17 protein-coding genes are annotated in these 22,801 nt (G+C 46.9%); 14 read left to right on the forward strand and 3 right to left on the reverse strand.

The annotated features are described in order from the left end of the window. The first annotated feature begins 17 nt into the window (after positions 1-17). On the forward strand, positions 18-2,597 hold the full coding sequence (locus ACUTVW_RS05155) for a beta-mannosidase (protein WP_445644770.1): 2,580 nt from the start codon (positions 18-20) through the stop codon (positions 2,595-2,597). Between the two features lie 144 nt (positions 2,598-2,741). Here the strand turns inward: ACUTVW_RS05155 and ACUTVW_RS05160 are convergent, their stop codons facing one another. Further along, positions 2,742-3,872: an FAD-dependent monooxygenase gene (locus ACUTVW_RS05160; RefSeq protein ID WP_445644771.1), complete on the reverse strand. Its 1,131-nt coding sequence runs from the start codon at positions 3,870-3,872 to the stop codon at positions 2,742-2,744. A 284-nt stretch (positions 3,873-4,156) separates the two neighbouring features. Between ACUTVW_RS05160 and ACUTVW_RS05165 the strand changes: the two genes are divergently transcribed. Then, complete coding sequence (locus ACUTVW_RS05165) at positions 4,157-4,639, forward strand: MarR family winged helix-turn-helix transcriptional regulator (protein WP_434751793.1); 483 nt, start codon at positions 4,157-4,159, stop codon at positions 4,637-4,639. 95 nt (positions 4,640-4,734) lie between these two features. Here the strand turns inward: ACUTVW_RS05165 and ACUTVW_RS05170 are convergent, their stop codons facing one another. Next, entirely contained in the window at positions 4,735-5,034 is a 300-nt protein-coding gene (locus ACUTVW_RS05170) for a hypothetical protein (RefSeq protein ID WP_445644772.1), read from the reverse strand. Positions 5,035-5,242: 208 nt separating this feature from the next. Here ACUTVW_RS05170 and ACUTVW_RS05175 point away from each other — a divergent pair, with 208 nt between their 5' ends. The 4 genes from ACUTVW_RS05175 to ACUTVW_RS05190 all read left to right on the forward strand — a co-directional run bounded on the left by ACUTVW_RS05175 (position 5,243) and on the right by ACUTVW_RS05190 (position 9,291). Continuing rightward, a complete protein-coding gene (locus tag ACUTVW_RS05175; protein WP_445644773.1) occupies positions 5,243-7,273 on the forward strand; it encodes a Na+/H+ antiporter in 2,031 nt (676 codons plus the stop codon). A gap of 89 nt (positions 7,274-7,362) precedes the next feature. Further along, complete coding sequence (locus tag ACUTVW_RS05180; RefSeq protein ID WP_445644774.1) at positions 7,363-8,154, forward strand: polysaccharide deacetylase family protein; 792 nt, start codon at positions 7,363-7,365, stop codon at positions 8,152-8,154. Between the two features lie 319 nt (positions 8,155-8,473). After that, on the forward strand, positions 8,474-8,683 hold the full coding sequence (locus ACUTVW_RS05185; protein ID WP_445644775.1) for a YwbE family protein: 210 nt from the start codon (positions 8,474-8,476) through the stop codon (positions 8,681-8,683). Then, positions 8,683-9,291, forward strand: coding sequence for a DUF4269 domain-containing protein (locus ACUTVW_RS05190; RefSeq protein ID WP_445644776.1), 609 nt, complete (start codon positions 8,683-8,685; stop codon positions 9,289-9,291). The genes ACUTVW_RS05185 and ACUTVW_RS05190 overlap by 1 nt, the downstream gene beginning before the upstream one ends. On the opposite strand, the gene ACUTVW_RS05195 is transcribed toward ACUTVW_RS05190, so the two are convergent. Next, on the reverse strand, positions 9,288-10,703 hold the full coding sequence (locus ACUTVW_RS05195; RefSeq protein ID WP_445644985.1) for a hypothetical protein: 1,416 nt from the start codon (positions 10,701-10,703) through the stop codon (positions 9,288-9,290). The genes ACUTVW_RS05190 and ACUTVW_RS05195 overlap by 4 nt on opposite strands. A gap of 302 nt (positions 10,704-11,005) precedes the next feature. Here ACUTVW_RS05195 and ACUTVW_RS05200 point away from each other — a divergent pair, with 302 nt between their 5' ends. From ACUTVW_RS05200 to ACUTVW_RS05235, 8 genes are all read left to right on the forward strand, one after another. Next, entirely contained in the window at positions 11,006-12,799 is a 1,794-nt protein-coding gene (locus tag ACUTVW_RS05200; RefSeq protein ID WP_445644777.1) for a sensor histidine kinase, read from the forward strand. After that, entirely contained in the window at positions 12,774-14,387 is a 1,614-nt protein-coding gene (locus ACUTVW_RS05205; RefSeq protein WP_445644778.1) for a response regulator transcription factor, read from the forward strand. Before ACUTVW_RS05200 ends, ACUTVW_RS05205 begins: the two co-directional genes overlap by 26 nt. Before the next feature lie 181 nt (positions 14,388-14,568). Further along, a complete protein-coding gene (locus tag ACUTVW_RS05210) occupies positions 14,569-15,555 on the forward strand; it encodes an ABC transporter permease (protein WP_445644779.1) in 987 nt (328 codons plus the stop codon). Between the two features lie 17 nt (positions 15,556-15,572). Continuing rightward, positions 15,573-16,481: a carbohydrate ABC transporter permease gene (locus ACUTVW_RS05215; RefSeq protein ID WP_445644780.1), complete on the forward strand. Its 909-nt coding sequence runs from the start codon at positions 15,573-15,575 to the stop codon at positions 16,479-16,481. A gap of 130 nt (positions 16,482-16,611) precedes the next feature. After that, a complete protein-coding gene (locus ACUTVW_RS05220; protein ID WP_445644781.1) occupies positions 16,612-18,141 on the forward strand; it encodes an ABC transporter substrate-binding protein in 1,530 nt (509 codons plus the stop codon). A gap of 161 nt (positions 18,142-18,302) precedes the next feature. Further along, positions 18,303-19,001 (forward strand): hypothetical protein, encoded by a 699-nt coding sequence (locus ACUTVW_RS05225; protein WP_445644782.1) that lies wholly within the window; start codon positions 18,303-18,305, stop codon positions 18,999-19,001. Positions 19,002-19,310: 309 nt separating this feature from the next. Continuing rightward, positions 19,311-21,065 carry a sensor histidine kinase gene (locus ACUTVW_RS05230; RefSeq protein ID WP_445644783.1) on the forward strand — a complete coding sequence of 585 codons (1,755 nt, stop codon included), beginning with the start codon at positions 19,311-19,313 and terminating at the stop codon, positions 21,063-21,065. Positions 21,066-21,092: 27 nt separating this feature from the next. Further along, entirely contained in the window at positions 21,093-22,721 is a 1,629-nt protein-coding gene (locus ACUTVW_RS05235) for a response regulator transcription factor (RefSeq protein ID WP_445644784.1), read from the forward strand. Positions 22,722-22,801: the final 80 nt, after the last annotated feature.

Consider the following 22,801-nt stretch of genomic DNA (forward strand, 5'->3'; position numbering starts at 1 on the left):
GGAAGGAGCGGGAGTACATGGTAAACGTTCATCGTTCGACTCAGGATCTATCAGGACAGTGGAGAATACAGCATTATGAGGTTGGAGAGAAGCGAGCAATGGATGTCGCCGCTGCGGCACTGGATGACCGGTTCTGGATCGGCGCGGCGGTGCCAGGTGACGTTCATGGGGCACTCGTAGAGCGCGGCATCATTGATCCCCCTTATTTTGGACATAACGATGCCAAAAGTCGCTGGATTGAGCAGAAGGAGTGGTGGTATCGCACCACCTTTAATCTGGAATTAGATGCCTCCTCCGAGGAGCATGTTGAACTGGTGTTTGAAGGGTTGGACACGTTTGCAACGGTTTACGTCAATGGGCACGAGGCTGGAAAAACAACCAATATGCTGATGTCTCATACCTTGGATGTGACCCGTCTGCTGCGAAGCGGCTGGAATGCCATTGCCGTAAAGTTTGATCCGCTTCATCTTCATCATCGTGACAAAGAGATGTTTGACTGGTCTTCCTACACGAAAGAGCGCCCTTGGCTGCGTAAAGCAGCGATGAATTTTGGCTGGGACTGGGGGCCACGTATCGTTACAGTGGGCATCTGGGGAGCTGTACGATTGGAGCGCTACACGGTTGCCAAGCTGCAGAATGTGTACGCACGAACCGAGTCTGTGAGTAAGACGGAGGCTCAAGTCCAAGTCACGGCAGATGTACAATCGGTTCTTTCTTTCCGCAGCAGGCATAAACGGGCACAGCCTGTTATCACTACTTGTGATATTCGCCTTATAAACGACACTGGAGATGTTGTCGCAAGTTCTGCCTCATTATCTGTGACTGAGGGGAAAGCAGAGACGGTACTCGACGTGCTTCATCCCCGCTTATGGTGGACTCATGATCTGGGTGAACCCTATCTGTACAACCTGGAGGTTACGTTGTATGCGGATGGCATAGCCGTGGATCGTTATTACCAGGCTTATGGCATACGGACGATTGAGCTGACGCTGCATAATGAGCAGGGAGAGGGGCGCTTTGCTTTTATTCTGAACGGGCTCACAATCTACGCCAAGGGAGCAAACTGGATACCCGCCGATCAACTGATTGGAATGATTCCGAACTCGCGATACCGTGAACTTGTGGAGCTGTCTGTAGAAGCGCATATGAACATGCTACGGGTGTGGGCAGGGGGTATCTATGAGAAAGATGTCTTTTATGATGAGTGTGATCGGCAAGGGGTGCTCGTATGGCAGGATTTTGCGTTTGCCAATGCGTTGTTCCCGGATTTCAATCGTGACTTCATGCACAATGTACAGCAAGAGGTTGAGAATAACGTCCTTCGTTTACGTAACCGTGCTTCGCTAGCGATCTGGTGTGGTAACAACGAAATCGATTGGTTGTACGATATGAAGACGGCGAGCGGTGATATCACGAGTCCATTCTATGGGCAACATATCTACCATGAGCTGATCCCTGAGGCGTTGGAGCGGCTTGATCCGTCTCGTCCATATTGGCCTTCTTCGCCTTATGGCGGAAACCATGGACAGGATGCGAATGATCCGGATACCGGAGATCGACATAACTGGCAGGTGTGGCACGGTTCGGTATATCCGAGAAAAGAAGGAGAAATCCCGGTGCTGGATTACAGCATTGAAGGGGTTACGTTTAAAAATTATAAAAAGGATCATGCGCTGTTCAGCAGTGAATTTGGCATGCATGCTTCGGCTAATCGGTACACGCTGGAGAAAAATATGCCTGCTGGCCAATTTTACTGGGGTAGTCCCGAAATGGCCTATCGCAACAAGGATACCAATCATCAGAAAGGCATTCTGTTGATGGAAGGGTACACGGGCATACCTCAGAATATAGAGGAATACATGAACTTTTCCATGCTGACACAGGCGGAGGGGCTGCGCTATGGCATTGAACATTTTAGACGAATCAATGATCGTAACAGCGGTGCTCTGGTATGGCAACTAAATGACAGCTGGCCCGGTACAAGCTGGTCGATGATTGATTATGAACTGCTGCCAAAGGCATCCTTTTATTATGCAAAAACGTTCTTTCATCCTGTATTACTGTCTCTGGAGCATGAACCTGAGCAGCCACTTTCTTTATGGGTAGTTAATGATACACGGGATGAAGTGGCTGGTGAACTTAGGCTGAATGTCTATGACCTGCATGGAGAGCGACTGTATTCTACTACATATGAAGTGAGGGTGCAGGCTCAGACATCGATGCGGATCGAAACATTGGAGGAAGCTGAAGTGCTCGGGACAAGACAGGCGGAAGAAGTGATGGTGGAACTGCGGGCCGAAGGGTTTAAAGCGCCCATGAATCGGTATTTTTTACGTGATCCTAAGGATATCGTGTTGCCTCAGTCCCAGCTCAGCGTTCATGTGAACGAAGAGGAACAATCGGTTACGGTTACTGCAAGTGCTGCCATTGCACGTATGGTGAAGCTGGAGCTGCCTCTAGGACGGATTCGATGCAGTGATAACTATTTTGATCTGCTACCGGGAGAGAGTAGAACGGTAACGCTTCGGCATCCGGAGAACAGAGCTTTGCCACTCACAGAGCTGCGCGTAAGTGCTCTAAATGGTATTGAGGCTTGAAACCGGTGTAAGCAAACTACGTGGAGTAGTCTACTGTATATTCCAACCAACTTGAAATGATAAGTCAGAAGCCATGGTTCCCCGTAAGGGAAGACATGGCTTCTTCACTTGGTTAGGACATATGCTGTGCAGCCCGGTCTCTAATTAGCGAAAGGATTCATAACGTTGCTGAAAAGAGGACTCCATTTGCAGTTGGCGTGCCAACTGCTGTTGAACTTTGGAGCCGCGAATGGCTTGCAGCTGCTGCAGCACATCGGTAGATCCGAAATGATCCTCGGCCATCTGTATGAGCAGTTCAGAGAGGACATCGGCATCTTCGAGTGCAGCATTCAAGCCAAACGCTCCTGTTGGCGTCATCGTATGAGCAGCATCACCGATAAGCACGACATTATCATCCGCCCATCGTGAGCTGTAGCTACTCTCCACGGACAGCAGCACAAAGTCGCTCCAGTCCTTAATATGCGCAGCGACAGAATCGGCGAGACAAGGGAAGGCGGATACGAGCTTGCCCACAAAAGGAGCAAAGGGCTGTTTACGCAGCTGGGTATATCCTCCCTCGGGAATGTTCCATCCAATCTGTACGTAACCGCCGTATTGTGAAAATAGCGCAAGCTGCTGACCGTCCATGCTTGCCATGCGAACCGCAGGTTCCCATCCTGGAGGGGCGGGGATCCGTGCCCACAACAGATCGTATCCGTGCTTGCGTATCTCGGGTACAAGGCCGGCGTGTTTGCGTACCGCCGAATATCTGCCGTCAGCACCTATCACGACGGATGCTTGAATGGAGGCAGGAACCCCATTTTGCCGCACGTTAATGCCAGCAACATGGCCACTTTTGTCCCGAAGCAAACCGGTCATGATTGTACTGAAGCGAACCTGATGCAACGGGCTTAACGCTTCGGTCTGGCTTGTGATCGCTTGGAGCAGATGATCTTGTGGTACGTGCACGCCCACATGATGCTCCCCTTTGTCTGCATCGGGGTTAATGGTATGCAGGATGTTGCCTTCTTCCCAATATTGGATCTCTTCAAGCGGTAAAACACCCTGTTCTTGAATGTGCGAATATAACCCGTGTTTGTTCAAAATGGCTTCGCCGTCTGCGTTCAGAAGTTCCCCGCGGAATGATTTATGTAGATGTGGCTGTCGCTCAATGAGTAATGTAGAGATGCCTTTCCGATTGAGCAGATACGAAAGCAAGGCGCCTCCCGGGCCTGCCCCGACGATACAGACATCGGTATGACTGATATCGCTCGTTTGAGGTTTCATCGATTTCATGTACATTATTCCCTTGCTATATAATGGTGAAGATCAATTGCTGACATTTGTTTACTTTATGATAACAAATTTATTTAAATCATTAAGTAACTAAAAGTAACTTAAAGGATATACGTTATTATAAACAAAGTATCCCTTATATACAAGAGGCCTAATCTTATTTTTTATCTCATCGAAGAGAAGGAAACCGCTGCTCATAGGAAACCTCGTTTTTTTCACAACTAACGGAGTGTAAATATGTTACAATATAAGGCAGGTTATGATGAAAGGCAGGAGGAACGGATATGAGCCCGAATACGGAGCGAAACTCGCAATTGGCAAACGTTGATCAATTGATGGAGGCCTTCTTCAGATATAAGAATAAAGTGTTGGATCAGCAGCAAAAGTCGGAAACGAACTGCAGACTGAATCCAACGAAAATCCATATATTAGGCATGATTTTGCGTGAAAAACGCTGTATGGCCGTAGATGTAGCACGTCAGCTCAGTCTGTCATCCGGAGCAACAACCATTGTGCTTAATCAACTGGAAAGTGAGAACCTCATTCAACGGGAACGCAGCGAGGAAGATCGCAGAATCGTGTGGTTATCCTTAACGGAAGAGGGAGAGCAATTAACCAGAACATTGAACGCCAACCGCGGCCGTATGACATGGGAATTGTTACAAGCATTGACGGAGGAGGAACAGCAGTTAATGTTGGGCATGCTCAAGAAAATAGAAATGAAACTGCTGGAAGATATGAAATCTTTCGAGCAGACGTATCGTTAATGTATATGACACTTGAAGACGTCAGTCCTCATCTATTCGTCCCACTACCGGGCATGAATTTGTGAAGACTGGCGTTTTATGTGTTACAGCAGTGTTTATAGATGAAAGCGGGATACATGATCGGTCAGGCCTTCCTGGATAAGAATATCTTTCTGTCTGCTGCCCATTAAGTCGAAATGGGGGAAGGGTTGTCTCCGATGAATGTAACGTGGGTCTAAACCGTGTTCGTCGCACCATTGTTCCAGGCGATCCAGGTCGTCGCAGCCTACTTTGGTAACACTGGTGATTCCAGGAAATCTGGAGTCGATCCAGAAATGCGTGAGATAGGCGATCTCCCCGCGCGCGACACGTTCTTTCCATGCTGCAAGTTCTTGCCGTTTAATACCAAAAGCCATAGTTGAACGTTCCTTTCTAACAGAGTATGTGCTTCACATATTGTACATCTTATATATGACCTCGATCAAAATGTTTCAGTACCATGCGTATCAGCTTCGTTGAAATGGGTAAATGAATATGAAAACTTTGTTATAAAGGCCTATACTTTTGTTAAAATAAAGGCATTACGAACGATTCATGACTTATGCAGCGGAAAGGGTTGTCATCATGGAACTATTCATTGCGGTACTTGTATTGCTGGGACTGATCGGTTTATCTAACGTGCTGAACCGGTTCGTACCTTTTATTCCCGTTCCGCTTATTCAGATTGCACTGGGGGTAGGTGTGGCTTTACTGCCAGCTGGTGTGCATCTGCCACTGAATCCGGAATTGTTTTTTGTACTTTTTATCGCTCCATTATTGTATAACGATGGGAAAAGAACACCAAGGAACGAACTATGGAACCTTCGTGCGCCGATACTTTTGCTTGCGCTGGGATTGGTGTTCGTTACGGTTGCTGTTGCCGGATATGCCATACACTGGCTGATTCCGACGATTCCACTGCCTGCTGCATTTGCGCTTGCAGCCATTCTGTCTCCGACAGATGCGGTGGCTGTAGGAGCTATGGCTGGACGTGTGCATCTACCCAAAAGCATTCATAGACTTCTTGAAGGCGAAGCATTGATGAATGATGCTTCGGGTCTGGTTGCTTTTAAATTCGCAATTGCAGCGACGGTGACCGGTTTCTTTTCACTGGCTCAAGCAACGGTTAGTTTCATTGCTATTGCTGCAGGAGGTCTGCTCGCCGGTGCATTAATGTCTTTTTTGTTCATCCGAGTGGGCATGTGGATTCGCAGACTGGGTATGGAAGATGTAACGATACATATGCTGCTTCAGATTCTTACTCCATTTGTAATTTATCTGGTGAGCGAAGAGATCGGGGTCTCCGGCATTCTGGCGGTCGTTGCAGGCGGGATCATTCATGCGATTGAACGTGACCGGGCCGAATCGGTTCAGATCAAGATGCAGGTGGTATCTGCGAGCACATGGTCTGTTATTTTATTTATTTTGAACGGCCTGGTGTTTGTCATTCTTGGTGTACAGGTTCCGGATGTGCTCAGTAAGATCTTTGTGAACGTGTCATTTAATAACTTCGAAGTGTTAGGGTATGTATTGCTGATCTCAGTATTACTTGTCATGCTTCGTTTCCTCTGGATTTATTTGTTTTGGCAAGTCAATGAATGGCTGCGTGCCAAGTCCACTATTGGCAAACCTCGCTTCAAGGAAATTACAATTCTCTCCTTATCAGGAGTCAGAGGTGCGGTAACGTTGGCTGGAGCATTTTCGATTCCGTTTGTGCTACAGGATGGTTCACCGTTTCCTGAGCGAGATTTGATTATTTTTCTGGCGGCTGGTGTCATTCTGTTCTCTCTGATTGCTGCGAGTGTGTTGTTACCTGTGTTAGCCAAAGACGAGGGGAAATCTTCTGAGGAAAATACACCACATAAGTCTGAACGGAAAGCACAAGACATTATGCTGAATGCCGCCATCCGAGCAGTCAAATCCGAGATGAATGATGAAAATAAAGCTGCAGCAGTGGCTGTGGTATCCGACTTGTCCAAATATATCAAACAGGTGGCGGGTCAGTTTACAGCAGATCATGGCAAAGCATTGCAAAAGCAGGAAACGGCGATTAATCTAATCGCTACACGGGCAGAGCGCAGAGAGATCGAAGCGATGAGGGATGAAAATGCTCTGGGGCATGAGGCAGCCTTCAAATGTGACAACTGGCTGGATCGCAAAGAGATGATGCTCTCCAATCGTACCAATACACAGCTGCTGGCGTCGCTTAACGAGATTGGCCGGATGCTGAGCCAACTGTTCACAAGCCGCTCCAGCAAACAAGACCAGCCCTTTATGCTTGAAAATGCCGAACTGTTCCGCAAGGTCAAGCTGCGCACATCTCAGGCGGCGATTAAGGCCATCCGGGCACAGATGAATGACACGAATCGTGCGGCGGCCCTCTCGGTCATTTCCAAATATGAACGGGTTATCGCGAAGTTACGTGCGTGGAACCCGGACAAGACGACGGAAGATCCGTTTAATCAGGATAAACTGGAGCTTCAGATGGTAGCCATTCAGGAGCAGCGTAATACGGTGCAGCAATTATATGAGAACGGGGAGATTACACGCGATGTTGCGGCCAAATTACGTCGTTATATCAATGATGTAGAAGCAACAGCTCTGAAAAACGATTAATCATTATTAATCGATCATTCATGAGTTCACATGAATCGGGCAATGCTAACGGAGAGTTTGACGTATGAAAATCAAAGTGAGGATACGACATGAACCTGAAAGCAACCCGATTCATTGCATTGATCATGCTGGCTTTAATGTTGCTTGGCAGTTCAACAAGTTTGGCATATGCCAAGCCAGTGCAGAAGAATCGTCAGTATTATGAAGAACGGGGAGAGATCGTATGGGAAGTTCCCACACAGGATAAACTGATTGCCCTGACTTTTGATGATGGGCCGGACCCTGTCCAGACACCGCAGATCTTAGCTCTGCTGAAGCAGTATCACGCAAAGGGAACTTTTTTTGTGCTCGGCAAATGGGTAGAGAAATTTCCTGACATTGTCAGACAGGAACAGCTTGAAGGGCATGAGATTGCAAATCATACATTTGCTCATACCTATGCCGTTCGTTCAACAGCAGCGGACAAATATTTGAAAGACATGGAGGCGGCTGAGCTTTCCATTGTGAATGCAGGTGCGCATCGCCCGCTGCTGTTCAGACCTCCTGGAGGTTATTACAACGATATGGTGATTCAGGCAGCTAAGCAGAAAGGATACACCATCGTCTTATGGTCTTGGCATCAGGATACCCGGGACTGGGCTTTACCAGGTGTATCAGCGATTACGAACAAAGTGCTGAATAATGCACGTAATGGAGATATCGTTCTGTTTCATGACAAAGTAGAAAGCAAATCCCATACGATTGATGCACTGCGAACGATCCTGCCCAAACTGCAGGAGCAAGGGTTTCAGTTTGTTACCGTATCTGAACTTCTTGCTGTGAAGGCCCGTGAAGCCGCCAAGGAGGGGGAAGCGTCCTCACTATCGCGAAGCCAGCCTTAATGCAGTAAGTAACGCTGGTCCGTGAGGCATCCTATTGCCAGCTGGTCGCAAACAGAGTGCCGCAAGCAAGCGCACATCTATTTTGTTATTGTACCGACGCCAAACAACCGCATGCCTTGAAGCACTCATGGCTGCGGTTGTTTGGCATGAAAGATTTTTTATGGGATTAGTGTACTTAGGACGTTTTCTGACAGACCCTAGTTATGCCTGTAAGCTGCTTATAGATAAGTCAAACGCTTTTGTTTTGCAGTCGAAAGGTCTACAATAGATAAAGTCTTTTGCATCAGAATAAATTATGTTATTAGAGAAGGTGAACACATTGAATGGACAAAAGAGAGCTGACATCAGACCTGGTTTGGAGGTTGATATCGTACTGAAGCAGGATCAATCCTCCGGCAAACTGACGAGAGGAATCGTCAAGGATCTGCTAACCAAATCTCCTTCTCATCCGCATGGGATCAAGGTGAGGTTGACAAGCGGTCAAGTGGGGCGAGTGAAACAAGTCATTACTGCAGGTAATCACCTGTAATGAGCATGAACGGGAGGCTGGATACAACCGAAAAAGTGATGGAACACCTGTCGGTTGGCAATCAACGTCAACAAGATGCTTACCGTGTTTTGCAGGATAGCGGACTGCTAGCCAGGCTTGCTCCCTACTCTGCGTACCCTGCGGGCACTGTGCCCATTGACATCGATCTTCCTGACAGTGATCTTGATGTGCTGTGTTGTGCCGACGACCTGAAAACTTTTCAAGCAGAGCTGAGTGGCCAACTGGAGGGTATTGCGCTAAACAGCAGGATACAGTGGACATACGGAATTGGCGATTCGGATCAGAAAGCATATATTACATGTGAACTGAAATTGGGGTCAAGGCCTGTCGAAATATTTGTACAGGCTGTGCCTGTTGAGCAGCAAAATGCTTACCTGCATATGCAGGTTGAATGGAGTTTGTTGCAATTATGGGGAGAGGCGGGACACCACGAGATTCGCAGATTAAAACAGGCAGGGTGGAAAACAGAGCCAGCCTTCGCCCATGTACTTGGGTTAGAGGGTAATCCTTATACAGAGCTGCGTGAGCTGGCCGAATTGAAGGAGCAGGAGCTATGGGAGTTTGCCCGATCACGCGTTACATTTTAGATGAGAAAGATAGCCACAAGGGTAGTAACCGTTAATCCAAGAATCACCGGTTTCAGATTACGCCGTGCAAGCTCAAACGGGTTGACCCCGCAGATGGCTGCCGCCGGAATTAACGCCCACGGAATCAACGTTCCGCCGCCAACCCAGATTGCAGCTACTTGGCCTAGCGCGGTAAGTACCGGCGCTGAATCTGCTGAGCCTGCAAACATGGTAGCAATGGAGCCCACGAGGGAAATTCCCGAAAAGCCTGAGCCATCCAGACCTGTCACAGCTCCAGTGACGGTCATGGTAATGGCCCCCACGGTTCCATTCATAGGAACAATTCCCGCAAGTGCGACCCCAAGATCATTGACGATCCCGTGTGAACCTTCAGGAAGCGGGTTCATAAATAACTCCGTAATGGCAGCATCCCCGAGATAAAAGAATGCCGCAATCGGAATAACCGGCCCAAATACTTTGAATCCGAACTGGAATCCTTCAATGAGATAAGTAGTCGTTTCCTCTGATCCGTTATGGCGGTGTGCAATAAGAGAAACGGCAATCAGAATAACGACGGCAGTTCCGCCGATTAATGCTGTCGCATCCCCGCCTTGCAGGTTCAGCACAAACATCAGTACGACATCCAGTGCGAATAACAACGGAATGAGTATAGCGAATGTTTTTCTCCAACGAAGAGGCATCTCTTGGACTGGTACAGACTCATGCGCCTCAGGCTGTGGCTCAGACGTCGACTGTTGCTTTTGCGTAAGCTCCTGTTCCTTCCATTGGGTGGATTTCATCTCTTGGCGAAGCATCCAGAAGGAGGTAAGGGTAGATACCGTGCCCATGACGATGACGAGAGGCACACTGGCAGCCATCACTGATGCAACGGGAAGACCTGCCGCGTCTGCTGTAAGTTTGGGAGCACCTTGAATAATGTAGTCCCCTGACAGGGCAATGCCATGCCCAAACAAGTTCATCGCGATGGCAACTCCAATCGGAGGTAATCCGACACGAACGGCTACGGGTAGAAGTACAGCTCCAATCAAGGCAACTGCAGGAGACGGCCAGAAAAATAAAGATACGACCATCATAATAAGTCCAATACCCCAATATGCAGCTTGAGGCGTACGAATAAATCGGGTGAGCGGTGTGACCATGACTTCATTAATACCTGTTCGGATCAGAACCCGGCTCATGGCAACGATAATAGAAATGATAAAAATTGTACTTAACAGTTCCTTTGTTGCGTAGATAAAACTGTTGAAAATCCCGCTGACGGAGCCGCTTAACGTTTCGGTTGCCAGCAGTCCGATGGTCATAATACCTGCGACACAGATGATCGTTGTATCTTTGCGCCGAACCATGACGGCGATAATCAGGGCAATAAATGCCAAATAGACATAATGCAGTGGGATGAGTTGAATATTCATCATCATAACAGCCTCCCTGTATCCCTGGTCATCGATCCTGGGAGTGCTATATCCTATGCATGTCAAGCCCGGATGTTCAAGGAGGAGAATAGCAGGATTTTTTTTACATTCAGAGAATTATAGGAGTGACACGAAGCATACGCACGACAGGGCATATGATTATATCAAGTCACGAGAGCACACATCCGTGAGTCACCGAACCTGATAGACATGGTCAAACCGGGGTGATTACAATATACATGCCATCGGAAGGAAGAAACTAGAAAAATTCAGCTCAGCCTGAATCAAAAGGACGGTAATGTATGAACTTGATCCGTTCATTGCGCTTCAAATTTATTGTGGGACTTACGCTAATCATGTTGCCGCTTTTTATGTTGTTATACTACAACAACGTGTACGCAATGAAGGTCGTGCGTGATAAGGTATCCCTCACCAATATGAATCATCTGGCCAAAAACGTGGAGCAGAATGAGCGCGTATTACAGGAGACCAATCGATATCTATATAGCTTGGGTGAGCGTGACCCTGATATTATCTCCCTGTTTTTTCTTGAATACGGAAGTGGAGACTACACCATTGCCAAGCAGCGTATTATGAACAAATTTATGACCGATATCGGTTTTTACAATCTCATTGATTCTTTTTATTTGTATGATGCGGTGAATGATGACCTGTTGCTGGCGACCGCAGGCAATTATGATATCAAAAAATCGGTGGTACAGCGCAATATGCCTGCCCAGATGCGCCAGCTGGAGGGTGACATCCAGAGACCGGAATGGAGCATCGTCCGCGGAGGATCATTTAATGCACTTGTGAAAACGGTACGGATTAATCAGCAGTTCTATGCCGGGGCACTGGTCGATATGAATGCACTGAATGACTCCCAGCAGTTTGCTGAATCGGGGGACAGAGGCGGTGCGGTTATCGTTACACCTGACGGCAGAGCTTTATCCGATTCTATGTTAAATACCGGGCAAATCAAGTTGGTCGCGGATCATTTGACCGGTTTGAAAAGTCCATATCAGGTGATCTCTGAACCGGGCAGTGGGGCTCGTCAATATTTGATGGTGGGAATTTCATCCGCAATGTCGGAGATGAACTATGTCGTGTTATTACCAGAGGAAGATATGATGCGCAATCTGCCGTTTTTCCAGCAGATCATCAGGTTGCTTCCGATTGGGGCGGCCGTAATTTTGATTACGGCGCTTTTCTTCCTGCGGCAGCTTCTGTTCCGTCCGATGAATGCTCTGATTCGGGGTATGAGAAGAGTCAGCCGTGGTGAATTGGATGTGACGCTAGAGGCACCGTCTTCGTCTGAATTAGAGTTTGTGACACGAAGCTTCAATCAGATGATTCAAGAGATTCAGCATCTGAAGATTGATGTGTATGAGGAGCAGCTGCGGACGCGGGAGGCCGAGTTCAAACAATTGCAGATGCAGATTAATCCTCACTTTTATCTGAACTCTCTGAATATTATTCATAGCCTGGCTTCCCTGCAAAAGCATGAACTGGTACAGCAGATGGCAGGTCATCTGGCTGACTATTTCAGATCCAGCTTACGGGCTGGCAAACGTGTAATCACGCTGAATGAAGAAATGGAGCATATTCGGCATTATCTTGAAATTCAGAAGCTGAGATTCCCAAGCAAGCTCGATTTTGAACTGGATATTGGTCCGGATGTGGGTCATTATGTGCTGCCACCGCTAACGATCCAGCCTTTTGTCGAAAATGCAATTATCCATGGATTTCAACGCAGAATGCAGTCGTTTGTGATTCGTATTACCATTCGCCTGACAGAAGCATCCAGCAGTCAAGCAGGAGAAGGTGTACTCCAGCTCCAGATTATAGACAACGGCGTCGGATTTTCACCAGAGCTTCTGGCCCACCTGCAACAGGGACAATATGCCAAAGATCCCGGAGGGCAGCACATCGGCATATGGAATGTTGCTCATCGGTTGCTGGTGAAGTATGGCCCGGAAGCGGGGTTAACGTTTGAAAACAGGACAGACGGAGGCGCTGCAGTAAGCATATATTTGCCTGCTCAGACCGAAGAGCAAGAAGGAGGAACTTATGCGGAACCTGTTGATCGTGGATGATGAAGTGTATGCCTTGCAGGCTATGCTGGAGGGAGTGGACTGGAAGGCAGCCGGGATGGACCAGGTGTTTGGGGCGTGTGATGTCGAGGAAGCAAGACAAGTCATCCGAACCCATGCCATCGACATTTTGATCTGTGATATCGAGATGCCTGGAGAAACCGGGCTCGATCTGCAAAGCTGGGTATTGAAGCATGATCCTGGCATCCTGACCATTTTTCTGACAGGCCATGCATTGTTCGATTATGCCCAGACTGCCATCAAACTGGACAGCTTTGATTATCTGTTGAAACCTGCTCCCGCAGACCAACTGCTTAAAGTGGTTACACGGGCTTTGGATAAAATCAGGGACGGAGAGCAGCGTACCCGAACGAACGAAGTTTACGAAACCGTATACAAACGGTGGAAAACCCATAAACCTTTACTGACGGAACGTTTCTGGAAGGATGTGGTGTCCCAGCGCAGTACACTTACGCCACAAAGGCTGCAGCAACTTGCAGAATTGTACGGTGCGGAGATTGATCCTGAGGTGCGTGTGTTGCCCATCGTGATTTCAGTTGAAGAGTGGGTGCGTGAATTTAATCTGCGAGATGAAGAGGTACTGGAATACGCTCTGCGCAATGCAGCCAGAGAAATGTTGCTTGGAGAGAAGCCGGGTGAAGTGTTTCAAGATCACAGCGGGTTAAATATTGTGCTTGCCTACGAGCAAGATGACGTCATCCTTGCTGCAAGTGAAGCGGAACAGCGCTGCCAGCGTTATATTCAGGAATGTGGCACATACTTCTATTGCCGTTTGTCCTGTTATGTCGGTGCACCCGTATCTGTAATCGAACTGCAAGGTATGTTAAATGAACTCATGGATATGGAGCGGCGCAACATTAAAGAGCTGGAAGAAGTTTTTGTTTACGATGAGCGTGATCGGGATCAGGAAGACCGGTTTTTGCCTATCCCATGGTTCTCGGAACTGTCTATCCTTTTTGAAACAGGTAAAGTAGAAGATTTGCGCGAACGCGTGGATGAAATATTCGAGTTGCTTGCTGCCCAGGAGAGCTTATCTCCAGAGATACTGCGCCTCTACTTTCATGCTATGCTGCATGTTGTCTACCCGCTGCTACATCAGAAAAATGTGTCCATCCGCAGTTTGTACCCTGGAGAACGGGAGCCGGAAGAAACGGTAGTCACTGGGTCATTACCGCAGCTGAAGCAGTGGACCCTTGATCTCATTGAACGTGTCATTCCGATTTTATACCCGGACGATCAGAACCCGATGTCGATTGTGGATCAGTTATGTATCTACATTGAGAACCACATCGGTGAAGAACTGATGCGCGAGGAACTGGCTGCTTTTGCCGGATTTAACCCGGCTTATCTGTCCCGGTTGTTCCGTAAAGAGAAGGGGATGTCACTGTCCGAATTCATTCTTCAGCGCAGAGTAGCCATGGCGAAAACGCTGTTGTCTCAATCCACCGTCAAGGTGACAGATATCGCAGGTAAAGTGGGGTACTATAACTACTCTCATTTTACGAAAATGTTCAAAAAATGCACCGGAATTACGCCGCAAGAGTTTCGCAAACAATCCAGAACCGTGTAATCAGGCGCAGCATGCTGCGCTTTTTGTTTGTTTTTTATGGTATGAAAGTCATAATTTGATAACTGAATAGGTCACCACAGCAGATAGAGGACTTGATCGACCCGCCGTATACTTGAACCACAGGAGGCGCACGGAGCTTCATCCTGAGGAAGAATTCAAGAGGAGTGAGGGAGAACACGTTATGAAGACACAACCCCAGGCGGGTAAGGGCGTACGAATATCGGAGATACCGGAAGGCACGGTTCGAAAACGCAAGTCCGTGTTATTCAATCTTGGCAAGTACAAAGTGCTTTACCTGATGTTTTTGCCAGGTATTCTGTTTCTGCTGGTAAACAATTATATGCCGATGTTCGGCGTTCTGATCGCATTCAAAAATGTAAACTACGCGGATGGAATATGGGGAAGCCCGTGGAGCGGGTGGGATAATTTTAAATACCTGTTCTCAACCAGCGATGCATGGGAGATTACGCGAAACACTCTTGCATACAACACCGTGTTCATTGCACTCAATCTTACGGTCGGCGTAGGTCTCGCCATTTTGCTTAACGAGGTTAAAAACAAAGCGATGTCCAAACTGTATCAGTCGCTGATGTTGCTGCCTTATTTTTTATCGATGATCGTAGTTAGTTATCTCGTATTGGCTTTCCTCGGCAAGGACTCGGGATTTATGAACTCGACCATACTGCAAATGTTTGGAGGGCAGCCGATTGACTGGTACTCTGAACCGAAGTATTGGCCGTACATCCTGCCGCTTGTGAATACATGGAAAAATATCGGTTATTATGCCGTCATTTATCTGGCTGCTGTAGTGGGCATTGATGAAGAATATTATGAAGCGGCAGTGCTGGATGGTGCATCGAAGTGGCATCAGATTCGTTTTATCACCATTCCTTTTCTGATTCCGCTGATCGTTATTATGACACTGCTTCAGATTGGCCGTATCTTCTATGCAGATTTCAGCTTGTTCTATCAGGTTCCGCTGGAATCAGGCGCGCTGTTCCCTGTAACCAACGTACTGGATACGTATGTATATCGGACATTCCTCATAGGTGGAGACATCGGGATGTCATCTGCAGCAGGCTTGTATCAAGCAATTGTCGGTTTTGTCCTGGTGCTGGTGTCCAATACCATCGTTAGACGAGTCGACAAAGATAACGCATTATTTTGAGAGGAGGCAAGTCAGTTTTGAAAACACGTGATCCATTAGCTGTATCCAAGCGTTCCGCAGCCGTCATTCATTTCATGTTTCTATTCTATGCCATTGCCTGTATCGTGCCGATCATACTGGTCTTCGCCATCTCTTTCTCGGACGAGACAACCGTTATCGCGAGTGGTTACAAGCTTATTCCGGAGAAATTCAGCCTCACGGCCTATGAATTCCTGTTTAAAGATATGGATCAGATTCTCCACTCGTATGGCATATCCATTATAGTTACAGTCGTAGGTACGATCACGAGTGTTGCCTTGACCGCTCTATATGCTTATCCGCTCTCGCGGAGAGATTTGCCGTACCGCGGCTGGTTCGCCTTTTTCATCTTCTTCACGATGTTGTTCAATGGTGGACTTGTTCCTTGGTATCTGGTTTACGTCAACGTGCTGGATCTGAAAAACTCTATTTTAGCTTTGATCATGCCATTGCTGTTATCACCGTTCTTTGTACTCGTGATGCGCACATTCTTTGCGAACTCCATTCCGGTATCCATTCTGGAATCAGCGCGCATTGATGGAGCAGGTGAATTGAAAACGTTTTTGCGCATTGTCCTGCCGCTCTCGCTGCCCGTTATGGCAACCGTTGCGCTCTTCAGTACGCTGAACTACTGGAATGACTGGTATCTTAGTATGATTTTTATTTCGGATAACCGGACGATCAGCCTTCAGTATCTTATGTACCGGACGCTGCTCGATATTCAATATTTAACAACCAACTCCAACGTTTCTTCACAGATTTCGTCGCAGGGCGGACTTCTCAATCTGCCAAACAAAACGCTGCAAATGGCAATGGCTGTCGTTGGTATTGGTCCAATTGTACTGGCATATCCATTCTTCCAGCGTTACTTCATCAAAGGTTTGACAGTAGGTGCTGTGAAGGGATAACTCCGGGCCGGTTAGGGAGTAAGTAGGATCAACCGAAGATAGACGAAAGGGCATATACAGAAAGCTTGCCGTTTATTAGGAATTGGGGCTAAACGGTGAAAGGTCCATCATATGAACAGGAGGGGTTCAATTGGTTCAAACATTAAAAGGTTGGTCACGTATGACGGCAGCGGCCATGGCGCTGGCACTTGTGCTTGCTGGCTGCTCGTCCGACAAGGGGAACACAGCAACACCGGGTGCTGAAGGCAATACGCCGAACACAAACAATGAAAAGCCTTATGAGGTTTCCTTGTTCTATCCGGGAACACCTCAGAAAGATGTTGCTCTTGTCGAAGCCGAAATCAATAAAAAGATGGAGCCGAAGATTGGAGCTACGATTAAAATCAATGCGGTGGACTGGGGACAGTGGGATAACAAGCTGAACCTGATGATCTCCTCGGGGGAAAAGGCAGATATTATTTTCACCGCTGCTTGGCAGAACTACACGGTAAACGTGGCAAAAGGCGCATTCCTGCCGCTGAATGATCTGCTGGATGCACATGGTCAGGATATCAAGAAAAATCTGGACCCCGCTTTCCTCGAAGGTTCTCAGGTGGATGGCGTGAACTATGGTGTACCAACAAACAAGGAACTTGCAGCCACTCGTGGTGTACTGGTGCGCAAGGATTTGGCTGACAAATACAAATTGGATCTGACAACCGTTAAAACATGGGCTGATCTCGAGCCTTTACTCAAAACGATCAAGGAAAATGAGCCTGCAGTAACACCGTTCTATATGTCCAATACGAATGGTAATGGATTACTTGAGAATCTGGATTGGGATTACCTCGGTGATGCCTCTGTACCGGGTGTGATATCCAAGACAGCTGGTGGTACAACGGTACTAAACGAGGTGGAAACAACTGAATTCAAAGAAGCCGCTGAACTTGCGCGCAAATGGTATCAAGCAGGTTACATTAACAGTGATGCAGCAACATCTAATGTATTCCCGAAAGACCAGGCCAAAGCCGGAAAAGCCTTCATGTGGACGGATGGTATGAAGCCAGGTAAAGACAAGGAAGAAGAAGGGTATGTAGGACATCCGCTCACGCAGATTGAGATGACAAGTCCAACGATTACAACAGGGGATGCATCGGGTGCGATGCTCGCGATCTCCCGTTCTTCCGAACAACCGGAAAAAGCAATGCAAGTCATTAACTTGTTACACTCTGACAAAGATATTAACAATTTGCTCAACTTCGGTATTGAAGGCAAACACTATGTAAAAGTAGAAGGTCAAGAGAACATCATTAAGTTGCCTGACGGCGTAGATGCAAATAGCCGTACCTACAATCCAGGTGCACAATGGCAGCTGGGTAACCAGTTCCTGAACTATCTGTGGGATAACGAAGATCCGCAGAAATGGGAGAAGTTCAAGGAGTTCAATGCCAAAGGTGTAAAATCTCCTGCCCTCGGGTTCACCTTTAACAGCCAGTCGGTTAAAAACGAAATTGCGGCTGTAAATAACGTCAATAAACAATTTAAGCCGGGCATGACTTCGGGTGCCGTTGACCCGAACGAGATGATTCCGAAGTACTTGGAGAAATTGAAAGCAGCAGGTATTGATAAAATTATCGCGGCCAAACAGGAGCAATTGGATGCATTCCTGGCTAAAAAGTAAAAAAATGTTCTGACGAAGTAGTCCATCAAATCTACTTCATCTGGCAGGACGCAAAAGGGGATGTTATCGATGAAAATCGATAACTCCTTTTTGTGTTTGGATTGTTAATCAAAAATAGGAAAATTATGATATAATCAGGGGGTTGATTAGGAGGTGTTTGCATGTCGAGAACCAGGCTTGCGTTCTCAGTCTCTTTATTGCTGTTTGCTGTCATCTTTACCTTTAAACATCATCTCGGTTTTTCAGTAGGTGATTCATTATTGTCATTCATTGGTATTTCCCCTTACACGACATCTTACTTGAGCGGTGTACATATCACGATGTATTTTGGACTTGGCATGTTGGCTTGTGGATATTATCTTACACGCAAGGAGATCATGCGTAAGTTTCCACTCTTGGCAAGAACGTTGTGGATAGGTGTGCTGATCATCATATTTAGCTATTCATATATGACGGACAAGCTAATGTATGTGGTGAAATGGGAAGCCACGGGTGTGAGTAGCTTATCTTATATGCAAAATGATAGCTCGTGCACCTATGATGTGTCGTCGAATGGGCAAGCTTTTGCCACTTGCAAATTGACGCTGAAAAATTATAGCAGTTCAGCGGTCGCGGCTATGGTTAAGCCTGATTTAGCTGAAAGTTATTCCAATCAGGATGACCCGTTGTCCAATTCCTTAAAGTCGGTTCAGTTACAGGCGGAATCCATTCAGATCAAGCCCAGGGCAACTTTTACAGGGAAACTTGAATTCTCAGGTGTGGCGAAATGCCCGCTGGAAGTGAGTGGGAACTTGAAGGGAATCGTACTAGATGTGGCGGTGGATGGGACAGATACCATTTTTGATTACGACATTCCTTAGTGTGTGTTAAACAGACTTTAGATCCAAGTACATAAAATATAGTGAATCACTTGCAGAAGGAAAAGTAAAAGGAAGTCTTTGCGTACAAACAGAGCCGGCTATTGCCGGTTTTTTTGTATGGAGAAGTTGAATTTAGTGCTGAAAAATTGCTTTTATCTCCTTTTCCATCGAGTTCATAGCGCTTACGATGAATAGTGGCACACTCTATTTATTTTCATGTGCAAGAAATAGATTGTATTTACAGCGAACTTGACTACAATTAATGTCACTATATAAGTAGAAAATTAGATGAAGCGAGATGAAACTTCCATGTCATACCGGACAAATTTGTTTTCCAAGATGGTCATTTTAATTCTGATCATGCTTATTCCCGTTGTTCTCCTGTACTGGTATTCCAATCATAAAACAACGGCTGTACTAAGGGCCGAACTGAATCGTTCGAACAGCAATCAACTTGAATTTTTCCAGAATCAAGTCAACACCAATATAGAGCTGTTATCTTCTTGGCCTAACTTGCTGATCCATGATCCGGATATTGCGAGCTTTCGGCGGATATTTGCGGAGAGCCGTTATTTTGATCTGGATGCAATCAATCTCGTCAAGCGCATCCAGAACAAACTGAGCATTCAGGAAAGCTCCTCTAATTGGGAGACCAAATTATATCTGTATTCTCCATCGTTAGGCAGGGTGATCTCGGAGCGGGATGCTCGTACTTACGACAAGCAGGCTTTAAAAGAAAGTCTCATTTCTGGCTGGGATGTGCACAAAATTAAGGATGGGCAAAATGATCGCTTCAAGTTCAGTTGGATCACCGTATCTCCTTATGGAATCGAGAATCCTGCCGAGAATGCAGAAACGATCATCAAGCTCGAATTTGACAGTGATAATATTCGAGATATGCTTGATAAATTCAAAGGCGACGGCAGACATGACCCGTTCTATTTTCGTGAAGAAACAGGGGTGATCTATAATCGGAGCTCAGATCACACGTTGACCAATCAGTTGATCGAAGAATTATCTAGCCATGCACTGCAAGACGTGGAAAATCGCACGATCGTCATTGGAAAAGAGCCGTATATGGTCAATTCTGTGAAATCAAGCACAACCGGCTGGTATCTGGTGGATTATATGCCGCTATCGGATATTCTGAAACCGATTCACCAGTCAAACCTCTTGTTTTATTCTGCGATGATCTGTCTGTTGCTGATGAGCTGCATTGCTGCGTATCTGTTATATGTGCAGGTTCAAGTGCCAGTGAAACAACTGATCCGTGGCTTCCAGCGCTTGAAGCAAGAAGATTACTCGGTTCGTATTGAGCCAAAAGGCCGTAATGAGTTCAGCTTTCTGTCCGAGCGTTTCAATTCGATGGTGGAAAAGATTCAGCAGTTGTTTGAGCATGTATATCTCGAGCAGATCCATGTTCGGGAAGCGCGCTTAAAGCAGCTGCAGTCACAGATTAACCCGCATTTTTTCTATAACTGTTTCTCGTTTATTACAAGTATGGCGAAGCTGAAACGGGTGGATGCCGTTGTAGCCATGTCTCACAATCTGTCGAGATATTACAGGTATACAACAAGACAGGAACGGGATGTTGTTCCGTTGTCGGAAGAGATTGAATTTGTGACCAATTATCTGGAAATTCAGCGTATGCGTATGGAACGTATCCATTACACCTTGGATCTACCGGAAGACATGCTGCGAATTGAAGTTCCGCCGCTGATTGTACAGCCTTTGGTCGAAAATGCGGTTATCCATGGGATTGAAGCAGATGCCGAAGCGGGTGAGATCCGAGTCTCCGGTGAACAACGGGATGGCACCATGTTTTTGATGGTTGAAGATGATGGGCAAGGCATGACACAGGAAGAACGTGAAGCGCTGCTGATCAAACTTGCAGGGGCGATGGATCAGGAGATGGGCTGTGGATTATGGAACGTGAATCAGAGGCTTCAACTCAGGTATGGAGGGAAAGGTGGCATTCAAATCACAGCATCGGAGCTTGGGGGAGTCCGTGTGACCTTGTCATGGCCAGTGGAACAACAACCTCTGCTGGAGAATGAAGAGTGAATAGAAGTGGACGAGGGAGTGACTCAATTGATCGATATATTGCTTGTTGATGATGAAACGTATGTAACGGAAAGTTTGGAGTTAACGATTCCTTGGGGTGAGCTTGGAGTCTCAACGGTGCTGCGTGCAGCATCGGGCAAGGAAGCACTGGAAATCATCGAGGAAAATGCTGTGGACATCCTTGTTACAGACATTCGCATGCCCGGTATGACAGGTCTTGAGCTGATTGCCGAAGTGAACCTGCGCTGGCCTCATGTACGCTGTATTCTGCTGACAGGTCACAGTGACTTTGAGTACGCCAAAAAAGCGATTCAATTGCAGGCGGCTGATTACATTTTGAAGCCAGTTAATGATGATGAGTTTATGCAATCGGTCTCAGCGGCGATTACCTCACTGCGGGATGAGTGGGATGAGTTCGACAAGTATCATCGTCTGTTATACAGTCGTAAATCGGATTACAAGATTTTAAGAGAGAATCTTATGCATGATTTGTTGCTTGGTCGAGAGATTTCATCGAAAGCTGTGCGGGAGCAGTTAGAACAATATGAGCTTCATATGGAGCCGGAGCAGCCTGCGGTGATGATGTTGATTCGGCTTACCGGACGTTTTACAACTATGGATGAGCAATCGCTTGATCTGATGGATTTTGCTGTGGGGAATATTGCTGAGGAAGTGCTAGGAGAGACATACCATGTCTGGTTCAGCCGCGGGCCTCATGATTGTTTGGTTATGTTTTTGCAGAACAGGGATATGGCAGAGGTATCTCATGTAGGGAGTAACACCATGCGAGATGCGGCTGAGACTTTCCGGGAGCATGTAGTGCGTTACCTTCAAGGGGGTCTGTCCGTAGTTGTGACCCCGCCATTTCCTTTTCATGAACTCACGAATGTGTATCGAAAAAGTCTGGGATCTCTTATTCTCTCGGGACCGGAAGAGCATAAAATCATCTATATCGATATGGAAAACACCATAAACAAGCGCCCTGACAATGATGCGGCTCAGGCTCTTGACGAGTTGTACAAGCCGCCGGTATTGCCTCAGCTGCTGGAGACCAAACAATGGGAGGCAGCAGCCGCAAAGTTGAGTGCTGTATTTGACGCGGCGGAGCGGGTTTGTTTATCCAGGGAGCATGTGTACGAGATGTACTTGTCGGTCACCAATGCTTTTATGTACATTGCCCACAAGCAGGGTCACTTGGTTCACGAGATTGATCATGCAGGGTTTGACCTGTTACTGGCTCATCAGTTAATCCAATCTCCAGAGAAGTTACGACGCTGGGCGATGGACATGCTGGCGAAGCTGCAAGAGGAACTATCAGACCAAGAAGGTGCACAAAGCCGCAGACATGTCATTAAACAAGTACAGGAACTGGTAACCAGAGACACGGGGCAGGATCTCTCCGTGAAGATGATCGCGGATAAAGTCTACTTACATCCGGTATACCTTTCGAAGATATATAAAGCGGAGACAGGCGAAGGTCTGGGAGATTATATGATTCGTATGCGTATGGAACGTGCGCTGTATCTGCTCAAAAACACAAATAAAAAAATATATGAGATTACAAGTGAACTGGGGTATCAAAATCCGCAATATTTCAGCAAAATGTTCAAAAAACATTATGGGTTAACACCGAACGAATTCCGCGATCAGACATAAATACAACATGATTCGAGCATATAGGTTGGTAAAGGTGCAGAAATCTTGATTTCGTATCATAGGCTGATGTACCTGACCCG

Source organism: Paenibacillus sp. TSA_86.1 (assembly GCF_052691815.1).